The organism is Bacteroides clarus YIT 12056, from assembly GCF_900129655.1.
GTDB lineage: Bacteria > Bacteroidota > Bacteroidia > Bacteroidales > Bacteroidaceae > Bacteroides > Bacteroides clarus.
This window is the reverse complement of record NZ_FQWK01000005.1, coordinates 1-21,592: the sequence shown is the minus strand read 5'-3', so window position 1 is coordinate 21,592 and position 21,592 is coordinate 1. Positions and strand designations below refer to the sequence as shown.

Sequence of the window (21,592 nt, the reverse complement as noted above, 5' to 3'; positions counted from 1 at the left end):
AATTAAAGATAACTTTTCATAGTTTCTATAGATTTGTCGTATTTTTGTCCGTTGGCAAAGCAATTCAAGTACATGTAAATCAAAGGTAGAGTAATGAGAAAAAGGAAAATCCTATCGGAAGATGCATTGCAAAATAATCCGATTTCAACGGAAGAAGTAGCGGTTACTGTTGCAGATATCCGGAGAGAATTGGAGGCGTATGCCGATCCGGTGAAAAGAGAATATCTTCCCCGTTTTTTTAAGACGGGAAAGGGGCAGTACGGTGAGGGGGATAAATTTCTGGGTGTAGTGGTTCCGAATACCCGTACGGTGGCAAAACAATACAAGGACGCTCCTTTTGATGTGATGGCGGAGCTGTTGCAAAGTCAGTGGCACGAGTGTCGGCTTTGCGCTTTGCTGATGTTGGTAGAGCGCTTCAGGAAAGGCGATGACAAGGACAGAAAACTTATTTATGATTTCTATCTGTCGCAGACGGACCGTATCAATAATTGGGATTTGGTAGACTTGTCTGCCCCGGGCATTGTGGGGGAATATCTGAAAGATAAATCCCGAGAAGACCTTTATCGCTTGGCGGACAGTGGATTGCTTTGGGAGCAACGTATTGCGGTGGTTTCTACTTACACGCTTATCAAGAACGGTGATTTCGCCGATATTCTGGCCCTTTCGGAGCGGTTGCTGCATCATTCGCACGATTTGATGCGGAAAGCGGTAGGTTGGATGCTGCGTGAAATGGGAAAGAGAGATAAGGACTTGCTGGTGCAGTTTCTCGAGAAACATTGTAAGGTGATGCCACGTACGATGTTGCGCTATGCCATAGAGAAATTCCCGGAAGAAGAAAGGAAGGAGTTTATGAAACGTTGAAAGATTTCTTTATCTTTGTCGCTATATATACTGATTTTGAATGGAACAAGAAGATTTTAACATACGCGAGCATCAGCTGACCAGCAAAGAGCGTGACTTTGAGAATGCTCTCCGCCCTCTGAACTTTGAGGATTTCAGCGGACAGGATAAGGTCGTTGATAATTTGCGTATTTTCGTGAAGGCCGCCCGTCTCAGAGGAGAAGCCTTGGATCATGTATTGCTGCATGGCCCTCCCGGATTGGGAAAAACTACGCTTTCCAACATTATAGCCAACGAATTGGGGGTGGGTTTCAAGATTACTTCCGGTCCGGTACTCGACAAGCCGGGCGATTTGGCGGGTGTCCTCACCAGTCTGGAACCGAACGATGTGCTTTTCATTGATGAAATACATCGGCTGAGCCCCGTAGTGGAAGAGTATCTGTACTCGGCTATGGAAGATTACCGTATTGATATCATGATAGATAAAGGTCCGTCGGCACGAAGCATACAGATTGATTTGAATCCGTTTACTTTGGTGGGCGCTACCACTCGTAGCGGTTTGCTGACAGCTCCGCTACGTGCCCGTTTCGGTATCAATCTTCATTTGGAATATTATGACGATGATGTGTTGGGCGGCATCATCCGCCGTTCGGCAAACATATTGGACGTACCCTGCTCCACAAGGGCTGCTTCGGAAATCGCAGGCCGAAGCCGGGGTACGCCGCGTATTGCCAATGCTTTGCTGCGTCGTGTAAGAGACTTTGCGCAAGTGAAAGGTTCGGGCAGTATCGATACGGAAATCGCTAATTTTGCGCTCGAGGCGCTCAACATTGACAAGTACGGTTTGGATGAGATAGACAATAAGATACTTTGTACGATTATCGATAAATTCAAAGGCGGTCCGGTAGGCCTGACGACTATTGCTACGGCTTTGGGTGAAGATGCAGGCACCATCGAAGAGGTTTATGAACCGTTCCTGATAAAGGAAGGTTTCCTGAAGCGTACTCCTCGTGGCCGTGAAGTAACGGAACTGGCCTATAAACATTTGGGGCGCAGCCTTTACAGCAGCCAAAAGACGTTATTTGATAATGAGTGAGAAAGAAAGCTAAGATATTTACGTTTCTTAGGTAATTGATATATTATATATGGCGAACGTTAGGATTTGGAGAGTATTGGGGATACTTTTGGGGCTGGTTGTCTGTTCATCCTGTGGGGACGATAATGAATATCCTGTATTTAAGTTCGGTGAAGACGGGACATGCTATTACCCGTCCGTAAGCGCCATTTCCCAAGAGAGTTTTGAGGAAACTGTGGTAGGTTACGGTTGGAAGCATGTAAGTACTCATGAAATAAAGGAAAATGGCGAATGCCTGAAAGAGGAATACTATGCCGGTTTGGACGGGGCAGGCCCTTCTTATTATTATTTCGAGAGTGCGGCCTCGCTTAAGACTTTCATGCATGTGGACGCCTATCCTGTCAACGGATTCAGAACTTCCGCATATAAGTATATCGATGCGAATCGCGTGGTTGTTAATAATCAGCACATGATATGGCAGATATTGTCTGTGGACAAGGGTTTACTGAAAGCTGTGGAGTATCTGGGTGTACGTGCAGATGGAATCAAGGTTTACGGATATGTCACTTACAAGAGAATGACGGAACAAGAGTTGGCAGAGTGCCGGGAGTCTTATCCGGTAGATTTATCGAACTTGAAAGATTTGGTAATTTCGGTAACCGAAGAAAATGTATTTGTCAATGGCAAAGAGTTTGAATTTGATGTATTGGAAAGTAACGGAGCGTATATTGTCAAAGCCTTAAATGAGGGGACATGCAGTATTACATATGATGATAACCACGTAAAAGTGAAGCTGCTGAAAAGCAGCGCTACGATAACCGTATCCGATATATTGAAACATAGAAGATTCTGGCTTTTTTCCACAGATGAAGAATTGGAGCCGACAGGAACAGATATCTACGACTTTACTTATACAGAGCTGATACTCGATAAGAGCAAAGAACTTGTGGCTCCCGACGGATACGTGCTGAATTACAAGTCTGCACGTATGGAAACAAAGGCTCGTGAAGAATATTATGGCAGTATATTGAGTAAGTACAATCCTTCCGGGCTGGCAGTGGTGGATACCGACAAACAGGTACGCTTTTTTCGGTTGAATAGGGGTGAAATCTACCTGAACGAGCTGCTTCCACCAACAGTACTTGATGAGCTGGCAGAGGCGGGTGAAGGACATGCGATAGAATATAAACTGGAATTGGTGAATGCTGCCGGAGCGGTATTTCAGGTACTTCCGTTTAAAGTTGTTTATAAATGACAAGTAGTTCATCCGGGTTTTTCCGTAATGTACTGCTTGCCATAAAATAAAGAATAACGTGGCTGGATTAAAATCATTGGCAAAAGAAACTGCCATTTATGGGTTGAGCAGTATTGTGGGGCGTTTCCTTAACTACTTGTTAGTACCCGTATATACTATGGCCTTGTCTGCGCAGTCGGGAGGCTATGGAGTCGTGACGAATATTTATGCATGGGTGGCTTTGTTGCTGGTGCTGCTGACGTGCGGTATGGAAACGGGCTTTTTCCGCTTTGCCAATAAAGGAGAAGATGACCCGATGCGCGTGTATTCCACTACCTTACTCAGTGTGGGTATCGGTGCGCTGACATTCCTTGCTCTGGGGCTGTTGTTTCTCCAACCTATCGCCAACTGGCTGGAGTACGGAGAACATCCCTGGTATGTGGGAATGATGATGATTGTAGTGGCAATGGATGCCATTCAAAGTATTCCTTTCGCTTATTTGCGTTATAAGAAACGTCCCATTAAGTTTGCGGCGCTCAAGCTGTTGTTCATTTTCCTGAACATAGCCTTGAACTTGATTTATTATGTCTGGATGAAAGGCGATGATGTAGCATATGCTTTCCTTTTCAACCTTGTATGCACCTCTACCATTATGCTTTGCATGATACCCGAATTGCGTGGCTTCGCTTATGTGCTGGACAAAAAGCTGTTGCGGCGGATGCTTGCTTACAGCTTGCCGCTGCTGGTGTTGGGCATTGCGGGTATTCTGAATCAGGTGGCGGACAAGATTATCTTTCCTTTTGTGTATCCTGACGAGGCGGAAGCCACCGTACAGCTCGGTATTTATGGAGCCGCCAGTAAGATTGCAATGGTGATGGCGATGCTGACACAGGCTTTCCGTTATGCCTACGAGCCTTTTGTGTTCGGTAAAAGTCGTGATAAGGATAATAAGCAGGTGTATGCGCAAGCCATGAAGTTCTTTATTATCTTTACGCTGGTCGCTTTTCTGTCGGTGATGTTCTATCTGGATATTCTCCGGCACATTATCGGGCGTGACTATTGGCCCGGTTTACGTGTTGTGCCTATCGTAATGGCTGCGGAAATCTTTATGGGAATTTATTTTAATCTCTCTTTCTGGTATAAGCTGATTGATGAAACGCGTTGGGGGGCTTATTTCTCCTTGATAGGTTGCACGATTTTGGTGGTGATGAATATCCTTTTAATTCCGAGGTTCAGTTATATGGCTTGTGCATGGGCAGGGTTTACGGGCTACGGTGTCGCAATGCTGCTCTCTTATTTTGTCGGTCAGAAGAAGTACCCTATTCAATATGATTTAAAGTCGATAGGGCGTTACGTGTTGTTGGCTGCGGCGCTTTATGTAGCTGCGGAATATGTGGCTATTGAAAATATTTACCTGCGTATGGCGTTCCGTACGCTGTTATTATGTGTGTTTATAGCTTATATTGTAAAGCGTGATTTACCGCTTAATCAAATACCTGTTATCAATCGTTTTATCCGAAAATAAATTTATCTTATGGAACGGCCGGTCAATCCTAACAGAAACACATTCGCCATCAAGAACTTTCTGAAAGAGTATCTCGATTTACGCAAAGATAAAGACAACGAACTCGAAACGGTGGATTCCATCCGTAAGGGTGTTGAATTTAAGGGAGCCAATTTGTGGATTCTGATATTTGCCATCTTTATGGCTTCACTCGGTCTGAATGTCAATTCTACCGCTGTAATTATCGGTGCGATGCTTATCTCGCCGTTGATGGGACCTATCATGGGTGTGGGACTTTCAGTCGGTCTGAATGACTTCGAACTGATGAAACGCTCACTGAAAAGCTTCTTGATAACTACGCTGTTCAGTGTCACCACAGCTACCGTCTTCTTCTTGGTCAGCCCTGTTGCCGAAGGGCAGTCGGAGTTGCTGGCGCGTACTTCACCTACGATTTATGACGTATTCATCGCATTAATGGGTGGTCTTGCGGGGGTAGTGGCGCTCTCCACAAAAGAGAAGGGCAATGTAATTCCGGGTGTTGCCATTGCTACGGCGTTGATGCCGCCGCTGTGTACGGCAGGTTATGGGCTGGCAACGGGTAACCTGATTTATTTCCTCGGTGCATTCTACCTTTATTTCATTAACTCCGTATTTATCAGTTTGGCTACTTTTATCGGCGTACGGGTAATGCACTTCCAGCGCAAAGAGTTTGTAGACAAGAACCGTGAAAAGAAGGTACGGAAATATATTGTGCTGATAGCCGTTCTTACGATGTGTCCCGCTGTGTACCTTACGGTAGGGATTATTCAGGACACTTTCTTTGAAAGCGCAGCCAACCGTTTTGTCAACGAACAGCTTGCCTTTGAGAATACACAGGTATTGGATAAGAAAATCCACCATGAAGGTAAGCATCATGAGATACGCGTGGTCTTGATAGGTCAGGAAGTGCCGGAAGCTTCTATTGCCATAGCCCGTAGTAAAATGAAAGAGTATAAGTTGGAAAACACCAAACTGGTTGTGCTTCAAGGTATGAATAACGAGGCGGTAGACATTTCTTCTATCCGCGCCATGGTGATGGAAGATTTCTATAAGAACAGCGAACAACGTCTGGTGGAGCAGAAACAACAAATATCTTCGCTGGAAAAAAATCTGGAACAGTACCGGAAATACGATGAATTGGGTAAGAAGATTATCCCTGAGTTGAAGGTGCTTTATCCTTCCGTTAAGTCGGTTTCTATTTCTCATGCGCTTGAACTGACGGTCGATTCGGTACGGATAGATACCGTTACACTTGCTGTCTTGAGATTCGGCAGGCATCCGGATACTCATGAAAAGGAGAAAATAACCGAATGGCTGAAAGCGCGCACCGGTTCCAAGCAGTTGAGGCTGATTGCCGAATAATATCCGGATAACTGAATGACAGACTGCAAAAATAATAAAGTAAAGAATAAAATGAGATTGAGATTCGTAATTATAACCGTTTGTTGCTTTCTCACATTGGCTGTACAGGCAGATGAGGGCATGTGGATGTTGGGTAATCTGAATAAGCAGACACGCCGTACGATGAAAGAGCTCGGTTTGCAAATGCCGGCGGATAAGCTGTACAGTTCCAAACGTCCCTCGTTGAAGGATGCCGTAGTCAGTTTCGGCGGTTTTTGTTCGGGAGTGGTCGTGTCGGAAGACGGATTGGTATTTACGAATCATCATTGCGGTTTCAGCTGTGTCCAGCAACATTCTTCTGTGGAGCATGATTATCTGAAAGACGGCTTTGTTGCGCATAACCGCAGCGAGGAATTGCCGAATCCGGAACTTTATGTTCGTTTTTTGTTGCGGACGGAAGATGTTACGAAGCGGGTGCTTGGTGCGGTAAAGCCTGAGATGACCGAATCGGAACGTGCTGGTGCGGTGGATTCGGTGATGTTTGCCATCAGTGAAGAAGTGGCGCATAAAGACTCTACTCTGGTAGGAATCGTAGATGCGTACTATGGCGGCAACGAATTCTGGTTATCCACTTATCGCGACTATAACGATGTCCGGCTGGTGTTTGCGCCGCCTTCTTCGGTAGGTAAATTCGGTTGGGACACGGATAATTGGGTATGGCCCCGTCATACGGGCGATTTCTGCGTATTTCGTATCTATGCCGATAAGAATAACCGCCCGGCGGATTATTCGCCGGAAAATGTCCCTTATCATCCCGAATACGTAGCACCGATTTCTCTGGACGGATATAAAGAAGGTTCTTTCTGCATGACATTGGGCTATCCGGGCAGAACGGAGCGTTATCTCTCTTCGTTTGGTATCGAAGAGATGATGAATAATGATAATCAGGCGCAAATAGATGTCCGGGGCATCAAGCAGGCTATTTGGAAACGCGAAATGGATAGGAGAGACAGTATCCGCATAAAGTATGCTTCCAAATATGACGAGAGTTCCAATTATTGGAAGAACAGCATCGGAGTGAACCGGGCTATCCGGAAACTGCATATTTTGGAAAAGAAACGTGCAATGGAGCAGGAACTGCGCCGTTGGATACAACAGACGCCTGAAGAGCGTGAGAAACTGTTGCGGTTGTTTCCTGATTTGGAACTGGACTATAAAAATGCCCGTGAAGCCAATCATGCACTGGCTTATTTTGCCGAATCTTTCCTGAATGGTCCCGAGCTGGTACAATTGGCGTTATCCATTTTGAATTTTGATTTCGAAGGGGAACAGAAAACAGTTGTAGCCAATCTGAAAGCGATTGTGGAAAAATATGCCAATCTGGATTTGGAAATAGACAAGGAGGTTTTTACGGCTATGCTGAAAGAATATCGTTCCAAAGTAGATTCCACCTATTTACCGGAGTTTTACGGTACGATTGCCACCCGGTACGGCGGTAATGACAAGGCTTATGTAGATAGTCTGTACGCCGCTTCGGAATTGACTACCCCTCGCGGATTAAAACGCTTTTTGGAGCGGGATACCACGTATCACATCTATGACGACCCTGCCATAAGCCTGGGTATCGACTTGATTGGCAAGATGTTTGAAATCAACATGCAGACGAGAGAGCCATCCATGAATATTGCCCGTAATGAACGTTTGCTGAATGCCGCCGTACGTAGAATGTATTCGTCCCGTAATTTCTATCCGGACGCCAATTCTACCATGCGTTTAAGCTTCGGTACGGTATGCGGATATACTCCGTTTGACGGTGCTGAATACGATTATTATACAACGACCAAAGGTATTCTTGAAAAGGCGAAGGCCCATGCGGGCGATGTGGATTTTGAGGTGCAGCCGGAACTTCTTTCTTTGCTCTCCAATCGTGATTTTGGCAGATATGCCGATGAAAAAGGAGAAATGAATGTTTGCTTTATCTCCAATAACGATATAACCGGCGGAAATTCGGGAAGCGCCATGTTCAATGCGAAAGGCGAACTTCTCGGACTGGCTTTTGACGGCAATTGGGAAGCGATGAGCAGTGATATACTCTATGAACCGAAGATGCAGCGTTGCATCGGAGTCGATGTACGCTACATCTTGTTCATGATAGAGAAATACGGTAAAGCCGGAAATTTGATACGGGAGCTGAAAATAGCTTCCGGGAAATAGCCGGTTATGCTATCCCCCTGATGCGGTCGTCAAAGGCGGACAATGCCGCTTTGGCTCCTTCACCCATGGCTATGACAATCTGTTTGTAGGGTACGTCGGACACGTCTCCGGCTGCATAAACACCCGGGAGTGCAGTACGGCAGAACGAGTCTGTCTTGATTTCACCGATCGGCGTCGTTTCCAATGCGTCCCGGAAAGGTGCGCTGTTGGCTGCCAGACCGATTTGTACGAAGATGCCGTCCAAAGGATAGTCTCGTTCTTCGTCGGTGACGCGGTCTTTAACGCGGATACCGGTTACTTTCTCTCCGTCGCCTAATACCTGGGTAGTCTGTGAAGAAGTGAATATCTCCACGTTGGGAAGACCTCCGGCTTTTTCCTGCAACACCTGGTCGGCTTTTAGCGTATCGGCAAACTCGAAAACGGTAACTTTCCTGCAGATTCCCGCCAGGTCGATAGCGGCCTCTATGCCGGAGTTTCCGCCACCTATGACGGCTACATGCTTACCTTGGTAGAAAGGACCGTCACAATGCGGACAAAAGGCTACACCGCGTCCGATGTATTCGGCTTCCCCCTCTACATTCAGTTTGCGCCAGCTTGCGCCTGTGGCAATGATTACCGCAGGAGCTGTGAACGTTTCTCCGCCACCGGAGAAAACCTTTTTCTTTTTACCTTGAAGTTCTGCTTTCTCAATTTTCCGGTCTTCAAAAATCTCTATCGGATAATGTCCCATATGTGTCCTGAGTGCATCGGCAAGCTGTGAACCTGTTGTCTGAGGTACGGAGATAAGATTCTCGATACCTACGGTTTCTTTTATCTGTCCGCCTATTCTCTCGGCGATAATGGCTACGCGCAATCCTTTGCGGGCGGAATAAATGGCTGCTGAAACTCCGGCGGGACCTCCGCCCAAGACCAGCGTATCGAACTCCCTTAAGGTGGGCGCTGCATTATCTTGCGGCAGGCTTCCGAAAGTATCTTCCAGCTTTTTCAGTAGTTCCCCTAAAGAGCCGCGTCCCACATGAAACGGTTTCCCATTGGCGTAAACGGACGGTACGGCTTGTATTTTCAGCGTATCCGCTTCTTCCTGAAAGACGGCTCCGTCTATTGTATCATGGGTGATATGGGGATTCAGCAGCGCTACGACATTGAGTGCCTGCACGATGTCCGGACAGTTGGTACAGGTCAGCGATACATAGGTTTGCAGACGGATTGGTCCCTGCAAGGCCTTGATGCGTCGGCTGATACCTTCATCCGGAAGATTTTTGCCCTTTCCATCGGCGTTTAGTACGGCAAGAAGAAGAGAGCTGAACTCATGTCCACCCGGAATAGCACGGAATTTTATCCCGGTTTCCTTTTCCTCTTTCAGGAGCGTAAACTCCAGTTTGGGCTCGTCGGTTTCGGTCACCTCACAGGACAGCTTGTCGGAACAACTCGCTATGTCATTCAGAAAATCAATCATTTCACCGGCCTGCTCATGTTCCGGGTTACAAGTGATGTGAAAAGTATAGCGGGCTTCCAATGGCTGGAAAATGCTCCGCACTTGGTCTAATATATTTGCTTCTAACATGATAATGCGGGTTTTAAATGTTGGAGTATAAAAAAGACTATCTCATTTCTTTTACTTTTGCAAGGAAGAAATAGAGATAGTCTTTATATGGCAATGTCTATCGTATGGGGGTACGATTAAATCTTACCGACTAAATCGATGCTTGGCTTCAGCGTTGCACCGCCTTTCTTCCATTTGGCCGGACAGACTTCACCGTCGTGAGTGGCTACGAATTGCGCAGCTTCCACTTTACGAAGCAGTTCATCCGCATTACGTCCGATGTTGTTGTCCTGAATTTCGGCAATCTTGATTTTTCCTTCGGGATTTACGAGGAATGTACCGCGATAAGCCATACCTTCTTCTTCAATCATCACACCGAATGCACGGCTCAATGTACCTGTCGGGTCTGCCAACATCGGATATTTAATCTTGCGGATGCTTTCGGAAGCATCGTGCCACGCTTTATGTACAAAGTGAGAGTCTGTGCTTACAGAATAAACCTCTACACCCATGGCTTGGAATTGGTCGTATTTTTCTGCAATATCTACCAGTTCGGTAGGACATACAAACGTAAAGTCTGCCGGATAGAAGAAGAAAATGGCCCATTTGCCTTTTACATCTTCGTTAGTCACTGTTTTGAAACTTCCGTTTTGGAAAGCCTGAACTTTGAATTCAGGGAGTTGGGAGTTGATAATCGGTTCCATAATCATACTTTTTAAAAGGTTTGGTTTTTTGTTTTATAGATGCAAAAATATAGCATTTTTCTCCGGTAGAACAAAAAATCCGATTGAAAAGTTTTATGAGCCGATAGACAAAATCTATACGAGTACCTGGGTGGCTTTCAGGGAGAGCATTTCTTTAGGTACTGCGGCTGTTATCTCTTGGGTAATTGTTTTTAAAAGCGTGTTACGGATAAAACTACGGTTGGTCAGCATGATAATTTGCCGGGTAGGACAGGGAATGGCAAAAGGGCGTACCAGCTCTTTTTGCGTGCCGTCCAGTTGCAAGACAGCCAGTTCGGGAATGAAAGTGATGCCCTTACCGCTTTCTACCATGCGCATAAAGGTTTCCATGCTGCCCAGATGATAGGCTAACTGACTGGCACGGGCTGCCTTCAGCTGGCAGAAACGCTCCAACTGGTCGCGAAAGCAGTGTCCCTCATCCAGCAGCCAAAGCTGTTCTCCCGTTAAGTCGGAAGTCCGTATTACTTCATTGCTGAAAAGGCGGTTCTCCCGCGCAATATAAGTGTAGAACTGCTCGTAGAATAGCGGTGTTTGTTGGAATTCTTCCATTCCCGCCAGGCCGGCTACGATTCCGGCATCTATATCTCCCGTTTGCAGCGCCTTTTTAATATCGTTTGTCTTCATCTCGACCACTCTGATGTCGAGCTGCGGATATTTTTTCATTAGTTGTGGAAAGAAGCGCGGCAATAGGTAGGGAGCTATGGTGGGAAGGATGCCCAGTTTGAAAACTCCGCAGAGTGAATGTTTTTCTTCTTCTATGATGTTTTTTATGCGATTTGTCTGAACTAACACATTCTGAGCTTGTTCTATGATGTGAACGCCGATGGGAGTAGGGCATACAGGTTGCTGGCTGCGGTCAAAAATCTTAGTGTCCAGCTCTTCTTCCAGCTTTTGAATCATGGCGCTCAAGGTGGGTTGTGTAACCCGGCAATATTCGGCGGCTTTGGCGAAATGACGGAACTGATTGACGGCGAGTATATATTCCAGTTGTTGTAAAGTCATGGTAAACAGGGCTTTTGAATGTTATATATAGAATCGTTCTATGCAAAGATAGAAATTATCTGTTTGACAAGCATTTATTTGCCGCTTATCTTTGCAACGGAAACAAAGAAAAATAGTATGAACTTTTAAAATAGAAAGATTATGAAGACTTTAGATTACTTACATTTGAATGAAAATAAGGTTGCTGACGTAGTATCGGCATTACATCGGTTATTGGCGGACTTCCAGGTACATTACACCAACTTACGCGGTTTCCATTGGGATATTAAAGGACATGGATTCTTCGTGTTGCACGGCAAATTTGAAGATATGTACAATGATGCCGCGGAGAAAGTGGACGAAATCGCAGAACGTATCCTGATGTTAGGAGGTACGCCCGAAAACAAATTCAGCGAATATCTCAAGGTTGCCAAGGTGAAGGAAATCTCCGGTATTACTTGTGGCGGTGAGGCTGTTGACCATATCCTCGAAACTTACGGCTATCTTATCGGTGAAGAAAGAAAAGTGATTGAACTGGCCAATGAAGCCGGTGATGATGCCACTGCCGACTTAATGACCGGTTACTTGAAAGAGCAGGAAAAAATGGTTTGGATGCTCGTTGCTTTCAGCACTAAGAGCTGTGCGAAATAAGAGATAAAAAGTAATAAGACGATAGGGTGATAAGGTGATGACACATTGCTTTATCACCCTATAATTTTACCATTTTATCGCTCTGTCACTTATCACCTTTTCAGAATAATGACGGTTACGGCTGAGATAATGAGCAGAATACCCAGTGCTATGCTTCGGGTAAGCGGCTCTCCGAAAATGGTAATGCCGACGCATACCGCCGTTACAGGCTCCATGGCCCCCAATACGGATGTCAGTGTGGAGCCTATGTTTTTGATGGCGCGTACCAGTGCGAGATTGGATATTACGGTAGGTACCAATGCCAGCATCACCAGATTGCCTAATGTGGTGCGGTCCGGAATGGCCTGCAATCCTATGCCGGAAGCTTCTGTCCCTATGAACAGCAGGATACCGCCGAATAAAAAGACGTAAAACGTCATTTTAAGCCCTTTCATTTCAAGATTTTTCAGTTGGCTTACCGTTACCAGGTACAGCGCATATCCCAGCGCAGAAAGCAAAACAATGAATATGCCGAGCCCGGTGACACTTCCTGTACTATCTCCGCCGGACAGGAAGAATACACCGGCTACCGCAAGCGCGATAGCCGCCATGCGCCACAAAGACTTTTTCTCATGGAAGAAAATCATCATGATGAGCGTGGTCAGCACCGGATACATGAAATGAAGGGTGGTAGCCACACCGCTTGACATGAACTGATATCCCCAAAAGAGGAAAACGGCGGAACTGTCGTAAAGGCACGCCAGCAACAGAAGCGGTAATATCTCTTTACGGCGGATGCGGAAAGATTGCTTGTCGAGCAGCAATATGCCCGCCAATGCCAGCATGGCGAAAAGAAAGCGGTATAGCAGGATAGACCAGAAACCCATTCCTTGCTGCATGGCAGGAATCGTGAACAACGGAATCAATCCGAAGCTCGCGGAAGATAACAGCCCGTATAAAAAACCGTTGACCTTATTCACGCCGCTTATCTATTTCTTTTTGGGTGTCCGCCTTGCCCAGCCTTCTTCGCTGAAGTCGGGTTCTGAATCCTTAAACTCGTTATTGCCCTGGAAGAACTGTTTCCAATCGTCTTTTTTGCCGCGCGCCTTGGTGTACCCGCGCTCTTCGCGACTGGGCTTGTCCTTTTTCTTCTTGTCGGTAGCTGCATATTCGGCTTTGTCCTTGCGCTTGCCGGCAGGTTCGCTGCGGCGGTCATCCTTATAGCCGCGTTTTTTGCTGTCAAACTCTTTTTTGCCATAGTTGCCGCCTTCGGCTCTGCGTTTTCCCTTGGGAGCGTCCTTTCCTTCCTCTCCCGCAATTTCTACGGAAACCTTACGGCCGTTCCAGTTGGCACGGTTCAAGGCTTTCACGACGTTGTTGGCTTCTTTTTCTTCCACCTCGAAGAAAGAGAACTTTTGCATCAGGTCGATACGCCCCAGTTCGACGCGTCCGCGGGTATTGCTGTTTAGAAGGCTGATCAGCTCATTCGGGAAGAAATTGTCCATTTTGCCGAGATTGATGAACAGGCGTTTAAAGCCCGGCGCTGCCTGACGGGCGCTGCTACCGCGTTCGCCGCTTTTTACGCTGCGTTCGCTGCCGGTGGCGATCTCTATTTCCTCACGGTCGCGATAGTAGTCCAAAAAACGATTGAATTCGAGAGAAACCATGCGTTTAATCAGGTCTTCTTTACTCAACCAGTCCAGCTTGCGGTAAATGTCGGGCATGAAATCACAGATTTCATCCTCATTTACTTTTACTTTCTCAAGTTCGTCAATAACCTTCAAAAGCTGCTTCTCACAGATTTGCTTGCCGGTAGGCATTTCTCCCTGAATGAATTTCTTGCCGATAATGCGTTCTATTTCACGCATCTTGCCTTTTTCACGCAGGTTGATGATGGCGATGGATGTACCTGTTTTTCCGGCGCGTCCCGTACGTCCGCTGCGGTGCGTGTAGCTTTCCGTATCATCGGGCAGGCCGTAATTGATGACATGGGTAAGGTCGTCAACGTCCAAGCCGCGTGCGGCTACATCGGTGGCTACCAACAGCTGCAGGTTGCGTATGCGGAACTTCTGCATGACGGCATCGCGCTGCGCCTGGCTCAGTTCGCCGTGCAAAGCGTCGGCGTTGTAACCTTCCTGCATCAGTTTGTCGGCGATTTCCTGTGTTTCCTTACGGGTACGGCAGAAAATGATACCGTATATCTGCGGGTAATAATCCACGATACGTTTCAGAGCGGCGTATTTATCTTTGGCATGAACGGTGAAAACCACGTGTTTCACGTTGTTTGTGCCTTCATTCTTGCGTCCGATGGTGATTTCCTTGGCGTTGTGCAGGTATTTTTTGGAGATACGTGCTATTTCAGGGCTCATGGTAGCGGAAAACAGCAGCGTGTTGCGCTCTTGGGGCACGTCTGCCAGAATGGCGTTGATGCTGTCCGTGAATCCCATGTTCAGCATCTCGTCCGCTTCGTCCATAACTACATTCTGTATGGTGGAGAGGGAGACGGTTTTGCGCTCCATAAGGTCGAGCAGGCGTCCGGGAGTGGCTACGATGATATGTACTCCCCGTTTCAGGGCGCGTATCTGGCTCTCGATGGATGAGCCTCCGTATACGGGCAGTACCCGCAGGCCGTCGATGTATTTGGAATAATCATTCAAGTCGCCCGCAATCTGCAAACAAAGTTCGCGGGTAGGGCAAAGAATGAGTGATTGGGGAATTCTGTTGTTAACGTTAATTTGCTGTATAAGCGGCAGACCGAACGCCGCGGTCTTTCCTGTTCCTGTTTGTGCCAGTGCTACTACATCATTATTTTCTCCCAAAAGGTAAGGGATTACTTCCTCTTGTACCGGCATGGGACACGCATATCCCATTTCTTCAATGGCGCGGCGTATCTCCGGCGACACACCGAGCTCTTCAAATGTCTTCATTAAATCTTTGTATATCTTTATATTTCGGTGCAAAGATAATGCAAGCCGGGAGCAGAATAAAATAAACTTGTTTATTTTTTATGCCGAGGCGCAGCTTATCTTCGCATTCGGTGCAAAGATAAGAGTTTTTTGGCGATTAATCACTAATCACTGAGCAAAATACTCCGTAGTCTCTTTATTTCGTCCTTGCTCAGTCCGATGCCTTTTTGCAGATAAGTATCCATGTCGCCGTATTTCCGCTCCGCTTCGTCTTTGGCGGCATTCAGGAAGTCTTCACGCGCCGAGAACAGGGTGGTGATGGCTTCCTGCGAGCGCGTAGGCAGTCGATAGGCGTATTTCGAGGCTCTCGGAATGTTGAAATAGTCATTGCTCAGCCGGTAATCTTCCATGATTATGTCCTCGTTGACACCCAGTGCGGCGAGTACCAGTGCGGAGACGATACCTGTACGTCCTTTACCCGAAGAGCAGTGGATAACTACCGGATAGTTGGTTTTATCCAATAAAATATCGAATATCTGCCGGTATTCTTTGGTATATTTGTCTATCAATGTACGGTTCATCCGTTCCACCATACGATAGACGGTATCGCATTTTATCTTTTCTTCCCGTATTCCTTGCAGTATATCTTCCATGTCTCCGGTAGCAAGCGGAATATGCACGACATTGAATCCTTTCTGCAGCGGGGACTGTCTGCCTATCTCCGAAGGAGTCCGCAGGTCGATAAGTGTTTTGATTCCGAGATTCTTGAGTTCCCTGCGTGAGCAATATTCAAGGCTGTCTATCTCCGCCGAGCGGTAAATCATTCCCCAGCGCATCTGTTTTTTGCCGGGGTAGGAAGGATAACCGCCTAAATCGCGGAAGTTCTGTATGCCGGGGATATTGACGTTGCGCGTGGCAATCTTTACACGATATTTATCTCCGAACAAAAGGGTGTAATAGTAACGTTTGGTAGGGTCGTTTGTGATGATGGTCATTTTCAAGTCCGAGATATCGGCTACGGCCACGGGAGTGTCTTCCGGTATGAAATCAGGATCGGTCGAAGCATATACTTTCACATTTCCTTTGATGAGGGGAGCCATTTCCCACTTAACGATACAGTTCCCTACGTTGTTTTCTTCGCATACAACGGATATATGTGGAGCTGTGCCGCCGCAAGAAGGGAGCAACACTGCCAGCGCAAGCAAGTTCAACAGATTCTTGTACATAATTCGTAAACTCTCTAAATGTCGTTTACAGCAAATATATAGTTTTTCGCCGCAGATTATACAGCGTGCAGGAAGCTTTTATAATTTTTAAATGATAATTTATTTTTAGGTACGGATCGGAGAGAACCGTCAATACTTATATCTCTCCGCAAACTCGCGCGACACCGAATTACTGTAACTTTTGCAGACTTCCGCGGCGAATTCCATACCGTAACGGATAATCTTGTCCCATCCGGTTTCGCTGACCGTGTTCAAGTCGTCGTAACGGACGTCATATTTCAGCAAGCCGTAGATGATGCCCGCATTGAAGTTGTCACCCGCTCCGATGGTACTCACGGCTTTCAGCGGCGGTATGTCGTATTCTTTGGAGACGGAAGCGGTGCGGAGCGTTATCTTTTCCGCTCCTGCCGTACACAGAAAATTGGGACAATAGAATTTTATCTTGTCCCTGTATATTTTGTCCGCGTCGCGCAAATTGTACATATAGAAGAAATCTTCCTGCGAACCGCGTACAATGTCGGCGTATTCCAGATTTTCAATGATGGTCGGCGCCAGCTTTATAGCTTCTTCCTTGTGGGAAGAACGGAAATTGGGATCGTAATAAACGATGGCTTTCTTTTCGCGTGCCCGGTCGAGCAACTCCAACACTTTCTCGCGCAGCACCGGATTCAACGCGTAGTAAGAACCGATGACGACGATATCGTCTTCTTCCAGTTCGGGGTAGATGACATCCAGCCGTTGTTTGGGATAATTCTTATAGAAAATATATTCAGCGTCGCTGTTATCATTCAGGAAAGCGAGCGATACGGGAGATTTCCCGTCGGGAAATACGTTGACGTGGTCTGTGGAAATATGATTGTCGCGCATGAACCGGAGAATGATATCGCCCACATGGTCGTTGCCTGTCTCACTGATGAAACAGACGGGAACGCCGGTACGGCTCAATGAAACGATTCCATTGAATACGGAACCGCCCGGAACGGCAGCCGAAGGTTGCTCATTACGGAAAATGACGTCCAATATCGTTTCTCCGATGCCGATTACTTTACGCATAATGATCTTGATTTTTCTCCGAGGTAACCGCCGTGATGGCGCTTGGAGTAGTCTTCAATGGTAAATCCGGTTCTCTGCATGGTCTGCACGACCAGAATATCGCCTATAACGGTCATTACCGTTGTGGAAGTGGTAGGAGTCATGCCCAGTGTGCAGACCTCCTTGGGGCTTCCCGTGCTGAGGCATACATCCGATTCCTGCGCCAGCGGACTGTCCGGATTGCCCGTAATAACGATAAACTTCAGCCGGGGATTCAGGTTGTGCGCCAATTGTGTCAACTCGACAATTTCGCGCGTCTTGCCCGAATTGGAAATGAGCAGCAACAGGTCGTTTTCCTGCAGAATACCCAAGTCTCCGTGTTGTGCCTCGCTGGGATGCAGAAAGACGGAGGGAATGCCGGTCGAACAAAAGGTAGTAGCAATATTCATAGCTATTTGCCCTGCCTTGCCCATGCCGGAAGTTACCAGTTTCCCTTTTTTGCGGTGTACTTGTTCTACGATGAGTTCTACCGCTTTTTCGTATGCGTCCGTTACGGGGATATTCAATACGGCTTGCGCTTCTTTCTGCAAAAGCTCTTGAATGGATGCTATCATTGTTTCAATTTTGATTTATGAATTATAAGTCCGCAAATATCCGTAATTTTCCATAAACGGCAATAAGTTTTATTGTATTTTTGTGCCCGCAAATTGTTTGTAACGTAAGAATGAAGAATTTAACAGAAGAAATACAGCCTCGCTATCATCTGCATACATTGCCGAATGGCCTGCGCATCATCCACGAACCGTCTTTGTCGAAGGTGGCTTATTGTGGTTTTGCGGTAGATGCCGGAACGCGCGATGAACTCGAAAACGAGCAGGGCATGGCGCATTTTGTGGAGCATCTTATTTTTAAAGGCACCAAGAAGCGTAAAGCGTGGCATATTCTGAACCGCATGGAGAATGTGGGCGGCGATTTGAACGCTTATACCAATAAGGAAGAAACCGTAATTTATTCCGCGTTCCTTACCGAACACTTCGGACGCGCTTTCGAGCTGCTGACGGATATCGTGTTCCACTCCACGTTTCCGCAACGGGAGATTGAGAAGGAGACAGAGGTCATTATAGACGAAATCCAGTCGTATGAGGATAATCCTTCGGAACTGATTTTTGATGATTTTGAAGATTTAATCTTTCGCGGACACCCTCTGGGACGCAATATTCTCGGTAATCCGGAGCAGCTGAAGAAATTCCGCAGCGAAGATGCGGCCGCCTTTACTTCCCGCTTTTATCATCCTGGCAATATGGTGTTCTTTGTGTTGGGTAATATGGATTTCAGGCAAGTGGTGCGCTGGGCGGAGAAACTGTTGGCTGATATTCCGGCTGTGGCTGTCGATACCCGTCGTACGCCTCCGCCTTTGTATGTTCCGAAAAATCTGGTTTTGCATAAAGATACCCACCAGGCGCACGTCATGATAGGCAGCCGGGGATACAATGCCTACGAAGACAAGCGTACGGCGCTCTACCTGCTGAACAACATTCTCGGCGGTCCGGGCATGAACAGCCGGTTGAATGTGGCCTTGCGCGAACGGCGCGGTTTGGTCTATAATGTAGAGTCCAACCTGACTTCCTACACCGATACCGGAACTTTCTGCATTTATTTCGGCTGCGATCCTGAGGACGCGGCGCTCTGTACCCGCCTTGTGTATAAAGAACTGAAACGCCTGCGTGATACCCGGATGACTTCTTCCCAGCTTGCCGCCGCCAAAAAGCAGCTTATCGGCCAGATAGGCGTGGCTTCGGACAATAACGAGAATAATGCCCTCGGTATGGCGAAGACCTTCCTGCACTACAATAAATATGAAACAGCCGGAGCTGTGTTCCGGCGTATCGAGCAACTTACTCCCGAGATTCTGTTGGAAGTGGCGAACGAGATGTTTGCAGAAGATTACTTATCGACCCTTGTTTACGATTGACAGCCTTCTCAGCCGCTGAACTTAGGTATTGAGGCGGGGATTGTTATGCCGGGCCCTTATTGAATTTAATTCGTCAGACGGATGTTTCCCTTTCGTTAGACAGCCGTCTAACGAAAGGATGACAACTGTCTAACGAATTAGGATTGGTGGTTCGGCTACTTGTTTTTGGAATGCTCCTTTGCTAAAAATGCCTTATTCCCGCTTATTCTCTTCAGGTTGTTCCAACCGCTTCCTGCTGAATTCGCAACCGCAGTACAGTTGGTTATAGAAATCATACTCTTTGAGGAGCTGGTTGCGGCGGTCTTGCAATCCGCCTTTCCGCCAGTTCTGCTCCCAAAAGATTGTACCGGGATAAAGGGCGGCTGCCCGTTTTCCCGCTTCGTTTATCTGGTCGAGGCTCTTCCAGCGCGAAGACGCGAGGGTAGTGGTAAAGACAGAGAAGCCGTGTTCGGAAGCATAGCGTGCCGTTTCCGTCAGGCGTAATGTAAAGCATTTCAGGCAACGGCCGCCGCGTTCCGGTTCGTCTTCCAGTCCCAGCATTGTGTTCCGCCAATGGGTGTAGTCGTAATCTGCATCGATGAAATCGAGGTTTTGAGACGTTACAAAGCGAATGGCTTCCTGTTTTCTTATTTCATACTCCTCTTGCGGATAGATGTTGGGATTACAGTAAAACACAGTCGGGCGGATGCCGTTTGCCAACATGCATTCTATGATGGCAGAGGAACAGGGAGCGCAACAGGAGTGTAGCAAAACTCTGTTTTCACCGTTGGGAGTTTGAATTTTCAGCATAGCGATGAGTACTTTAAACTTTCAGTTTTATCTTGCCTTTCACCAGCAGTCCGGTCAACTGTACGATGACGATGGAGAAGACAAGCGATTTGAGCAGTCCCGGTACGCCGCTTCCCAATACTTCCGGATAAGTCCAGCCTGCTAATTGCTGAACGGAGTACCATATATAGGGAAGAATGTAGCAAGTGAGCGTTGCCGTTCCTGCGGGTTTGATTATATCGAACCGGCTTGTATTGCCCTTTACGTCGGTCAGCCAATAGAAGAAGCCGAATAACGGGAAGAAAGCGGTAAGGCAATAAAACAGCCAGGACGGGGTAGCCTGTATCTTGGAGATAATCCAGTATGGATGCGAAACCAGTGCAAGGATGAGCATGCCGACGCCGAGAATGCAGAGCATACCGATGAATTTGCCGGGGTGTTCGCGATCGGCGTAGCGTTGCATGAGTAAGGAGGTCAGTAATCCCGACATTCCGAATGCATGCAGCGTCCAGTCACTGGGAATGAAAGGAAGCAGCAGGATACGGCTGCCGTACTCTTCCGGGATAAGGCCGGAATGGCTGATTACGGCGAGTGCTATCACTGCAAACCATGCAATCGCGTTTTTACGCAGGCTCTCGCGGGTAAACAGGTAGATGCCGGCACATACGGCATACGTCCAACCGATAAGACCGAGGATTCCCCACCAGCCCGTATGGAACGGTTTTCCGTTGAGGTCTTTATAAATAACCAAAGCTGCGAGCAATACCACGCCTGCCACTTTCATTACGGTGAAAAGGGCTTTTTTTGTGCCTTCGGCTTTGGGATATACTCCCCATGTCAGGAAGAAACCGATTACCATAAGGATAGTAAACCAGGAATGGGAAAGGCCGCCTTCGATGCCGCCGCTGTTAAGCGAAAACAGTCCCATGGCGATGAGCGCTACCGTACGCCAGAATATATGCGCGATGACCTGTGTGGTAGTATCACCCTTTTTATAACGGTTCTGTATGGCAAAAGATACCGACATGCCCATGCAGAATAGGAAAGCCGGGAAGATGGTATCGGAAAATCCCAGCATGTCTTCATTGATATCGGCGTGCATCAGCCAGTGGGGGACATTCTTCAATCCGGGAATGTCGTTTACAAAGAGCATGAGGAACATGGTGAGTGCGCGGAATACATCTACTGCGGCAACTCGTTGGAGTGCTAAGTTTTTCATAACAAATCTGTTTTGGGGGTTAGGGCACAAATATAGGAAAGAATTTTTCAATATGGGAATATCAGGCTGTAAAAAAAGAATTCTGCCATTCAGAGGAGCTTGCGATGAAGAATCTCCTCTCTTATATGTTAAGGAGAAGAGATTCTTCACTCTCTTCAGAATGACAGAATGATATGTCAATTAGAGTGTTGGTACTTCCTCTTTGGACAAGTGTCCTTTAAGAGTGTCCTTATTCAAACAATGATTTGGCAATTCCCATTTCCAGTCCTCTCAGTTCCGCCAGTCCTCTCAGACGACCGATGCAGGAGTAGCCCGGATTGGTTTT

18 protein-coding genes are annotated in these 21,592 nt (G+C 47.0%); 8 read left to right on the top strand and 10 right to left on the bottom strand.

Going from position 1 to position 21,592, the window contains the following annotated elements; genetic code table 11:
- Positions 1-93 precede the first annotated feature (93 nt).
- Genes BUB52_RS09705 through BUB52_RS09680 form a run of 6 tightly spaced genes read left to right on the top strand, consistent with a single transcriptional unit; the run spans position 94 to position 8,247 of the window.
- Complete coding sequence (locus BUB52_RS09705) at positions 94-861, top strand: DNA alkylation repair protein (protein ID WP_009121941.1); 768 nt, start codon at positions 94-96, stop codon at positions 859-861.
- Between the two features lie 40 nt (positions 862-901).
- Entirely contained in the window at positions 902-1,936 is a 1,035-nt protein-coding gene (gene ruvB, locus BUB52_RS09700; protein ID WP_009121940.1) for a Holliday junction branch migration DNA helicase RuvB, read from the top strand.
- Between the two features lie 49 nt (positions 1,937-1,985).
- Positions 1,986-3,170: a hypothetical protein gene (locus BUB52_RS09695; RefSeq protein ID WP_009121939.1), complete on the top strand. Its 1,185-nt coding sequence runs from the start codon at positions 1,986-1,988 to the stop codon at positions 3,168-3,170.
- Positions 3,171-3,228: 58 nt separating this feature from the next.
- Positions 3,229-4,674: a lipopolysaccharide biosynthesis protein gene (locus tag BUB52_RS09690; protein ID WP_009121938.1), complete on the top strand. Its 1,446-nt coding sequence runs from the start codon at positions 3,229-3,231 to the stop codon at positions 4,672-4,674.
- Positions 4,675-4,683: 9 nt separating this feature from the next.
- Positions 4,684-6,054: a TIGR00341 family protein gene (locus tag BUB52_RS09685; RefSeq protein WP_009121937.1), complete on the top strand. Its 1,371-nt coding sequence runs from the start codon at positions 4,684-4,686 to the stop codon at positions 6,052-6,054.
- Positions 6,055-6,105: 51 nt separating this feature from the next.
- Positions 6,106-8,247 carry a S46 family peptidase gene (locus BUB52_RS09680; protein ID WP_039950832.1) on the top strand — a complete coding sequence of 714 codons (2,142 nt, stop codon included), beginning with the start codon at positions 6,106-6,108 and terminating at the stop codon, positions 8,245-8,247.
- Between the two features lie 4 nt (positions 8,248-8,251).
- On the opposite strand, the gene ahpF is transcribed toward BUB52_RS09680, so the two are convergent.
- The 3 genes from ahpF to BUB52_RS09665 all read right to left on the bottom strand — a co-directional run bounded on the left by ahpF (position 8,252) and on the right by BUB52_RS09665 (position 11,535).
- Positions 8,252-9,811, bottom strand: coding sequence for an alkyl hydroperoxide reductase subunit F (ahpF, locus tag BUB52_RS09675; RefSeq protein ID WP_009121935.1), 1,560 nt, complete (start codon positions 9,809-9,811; stop codon positions 8,252-8,254).
- Positions 9,812-9,927: 116 nt separating this feature from the next.
- Positions 9,928-10,494: an alkyl hydroperoxide reductase subunit C gene (ahpC, locus tag BUB52_RS09670; protein WP_022103286.1), complete on the bottom strand. Its 567-nt coding sequence runs from the start codon at positions 10,492-10,494 to the stop codon at positions 9,928-9,930.
- Between the two features lie 114 nt (positions 10,495-10,608).
- Positions 10,609-11,535, bottom strand: coding sequence for a hydrogen peroxide-inducible genes activator (locus BUB52_RS09665; RefSeq protein ID WP_009121933.1), 927 nt, complete (start codon positions 11,533-11,535; stop codon positions 10,609-10,611).
- A 141-nt stretch (positions 11,536-11,676) separates the two neighbouring features.
- On the opposite strand from BUB52_RS09665, the gene BUB52_RS09660 reads away from it, so the two are divergent.
- Positions 11,677-12,165, top strand: coding sequence for a Dps family protein (locus BUB52_RS09660; RefSeq protein WP_009121932.1), 489 nt, complete (start codon positions 11,677-11,679; stop codon positions 12,163-12,165).
- A gap of 92 nt (positions 12,166-12,257) precedes the next feature.
- Here the strand turns inward: BUB52_RS09660 and BUB52_RS09655 are convergent, their stop codons facing one another.
- The 5 genes from BUB52_RS09655 to BUB52_RS09635 form a co-directional block, all read right to left on the bottom strand.
- A complete protein-coding gene (locus BUB52_RS09655; RefSeq protein ID WP_009121931.1) occupies positions 12,258-13,124 on the bottom strand; it encodes a DMT family transporter in 867 nt (288 codons plus the stop codon).
- Positions 13,125-13,133: 9 nt separating this feature from the next.
- Entirely contained in the window at positions 13,134-15,071 is a 1,938-nt protein-coding gene (locus tag BUB52_RS09650) for a DEAD/DEAH box helicase (RefSeq protein WP_009121930.1), read from the bottom strand.
- A gap of 143 nt (positions 15,072-15,214) precedes the next feature.
- Positions 15,215-16,276, bottom strand: coding sequence for a tyrosine-protein phosphatase (locus tag BUB52_RS09645; RefSeq protein WP_009121929.1), 1,062 nt, complete (start codon positions 16,274-16,276; stop codon positions 15,215-15,217).
- A 129-nt stretch (positions 16,277-16,405) separates the two neighbouring features.
- Complete coding sequence (locus tag BUB52_RS09640) at positions 16,406-17,329, bottom strand: carbohydrate kinase family protein (protein WP_022218566.1); 924 nt, start codon at positions 17,327-17,329, stop codon at positions 16,406-16,408.
- The gene (locus tag BUB52_RS09635; protein WP_009121927.1) at positions 17,317-17,922 is read right to left on the bottom strand and encodes an SIS domain-containing protein; all 606 of its coding nucleotides are present in this window, start codon (positions 17,920-17,922) and stop codon (positions 17,317-17,319) included. Before BUB52_RS09635 ends, BUB52_RS09640 begins: the two co-directional genes overlap by 13 nt.
- 110 nt (positions 17,923-18,032) lie before the next feature.
- On the opposite strand from BUB52_RS09635, the gene BUB52_RS09630 reads away from it, so the two are divergent.
- The gene (locus tag BUB52_RS09630; RefSeq protein WP_009121926.1) at positions 18,033-19,280 is read left to right on the top strand and encodes a M16 family metallopeptidase; all 1,248 of its coding nucleotides are present in this window, start codon (positions 18,033-18,035) and stop codon (positions 19,278-19,280) included.
- Between the two features lie 192 nt (positions 19,281-19,472).
- Here the strand turns inward: BUB52_RS09630 and BUB52_RS09625 are convergent, their stop codons facing one another.
- Together BUB52_RS09625 and BUB52_RS09620 are read right to left on the bottom strand one after the other, a co-directional pair.
- A complete protein-coding gene (locus tag BUB52_RS09625) occupies positions 19,473-20,069 on the bottom strand; it encodes an epoxyqueuosine reductase QueH (RefSeq protein ID WP_022218564.1) in 597 nt (198 codons plus the stop codon).
- Positions 20,070-20,082: 13 nt separating this feature from the next.
- A complete protein-coding gene (locus BUB52_RS09620; RefSeq protein ID WP_039950745.1) occupies positions 20,083-21,267 on the bottom strand; it encodes a DUF5009 domain-containing protein in 1,185 nt (394 codons plus the stop codon).
- Between the last annotated feature and the right edge of the window lie 325 nt (positions 21,268-21,592).

What these genes read in the sequence shown, in the direction of transcription:
- BUB52_RS09705 (WP_009121941.1), top strand. Translation starts at nt 94, where the DNA reads ATGAGAAAAAGGAAAATCCTATCGGAAGATGCATTGCAAAATAATCCG.
- ruvB (WP_009121940.1), top strand. Translation starts at nt 902, where the DNA reads ATGGAACAAGAAGATTTTAACATACGCGAGCATCAGCTGACCAGCAAA.
- BUB52_RS09695 (WP_009121939.1), top strand. Translation starts at nt 1,986, where the DNA reads ATGGCGAACGTTAGGATTTGGAGAGTATTGGGGATACTTTTGGGGCTG.
- BUB52_RS09685 (WP_009121937.1), top strand. Translation starts at nt 4,684, where the DNA reads ATGGAACGGCCGGTCAATCCTAACAGAAACACATTCGCCATCAAGAAC.
- BUB52_RS09680 (WP_039950832.1), top strand. Translation starts at nt 6,106, where the DNA reads ATGAGATTGAGATTCGTAATTATAACCGTTTGTTGCTTTCTCACATTG.
- ahpF (WP_009121935.1), bottom strand. Translation starts at nt 9,811, where the DNA reads ATGTTAGAAGCAAATATATTAGACCAAGTGCGGAGCATTTTCCAGCCA.
- ahpC (WP_022103286.1), bottom strand. Translation starts at nt 10,494, where the DNA reads ATGGAACCGATTATCAACTCCCAACTCCCTGAATTCAAAGTTCAGGCT.
- BUB52_RS09665 (WP_009121933.1), bottom strand. Translation starts at nt 11,535, where the DNA reads ATGACTTTACAACAACTGGAATATATACTCGCCGTCAATCAGTTCCGT.
- BUB52_RS09660 (WP_009121932.1), top strand. Translation starts at nt 11,677, where the DNA reads ATGAAGACTTTAGATTACTTACATTTGAATGAAAATAAGGTTGCTGAC.
- BUB52_RS09650 (WP_009121930.1), bottom strand. Translation starts at nt 15,071, where the DNA reads ATGAAGACATTTGAAGAGCTCGGTGTGTCGCCGGAGATACGCCGCGCC.
- BUB52_RS09645 (WP_009121929.1), bottom strand. Translation starts at nt 16,276, where the DNA reads ATGTACAAGAATCTGTTGAACTTGCTTGCGCTGGCAGTGTTGCTCCCT.
- BUB52_RS09640 (WP_022218566.1), bottom strand. Translation starts at nt 17,329, where the DNA reads ATGCGTAAAGTAATCGGCATCGGAGAAACGATATTGGACGTCATTTTC.
- BUB52_RS09635 (WP_009121927.1), bottom strand. Translation starts at nt 17,922, where the DNA reads ATGATAGCATCCATTCAAGAGCTTTTGCAGAAAGAAGCGCAAGCCGTA.
- BUB52_RS09630 (WP_009121926.1), top strand. Translation starts at nt 18,033, where the DNA reads ATGAAGAATTTAACAGAAGAAATACAGCCTCGCTATCATCTGCATACA.
- BUB52_RS09625 (WP_022218564.1), bottom strand. Translation starts at nt 20,069, where the DNA reads ATGCTGAAAATTCAAACTCCCAACGGTGAAAACAGAGTTTTGCTACAC.
- BUB52_RS09620 (WP_039950745.1), bottom strand. Translation starts at nt 21,267, where the DNA reads ATGAAAAACTTAGCACTCCAACGAGTTGCCGCAGTAGATGTATTCCGC.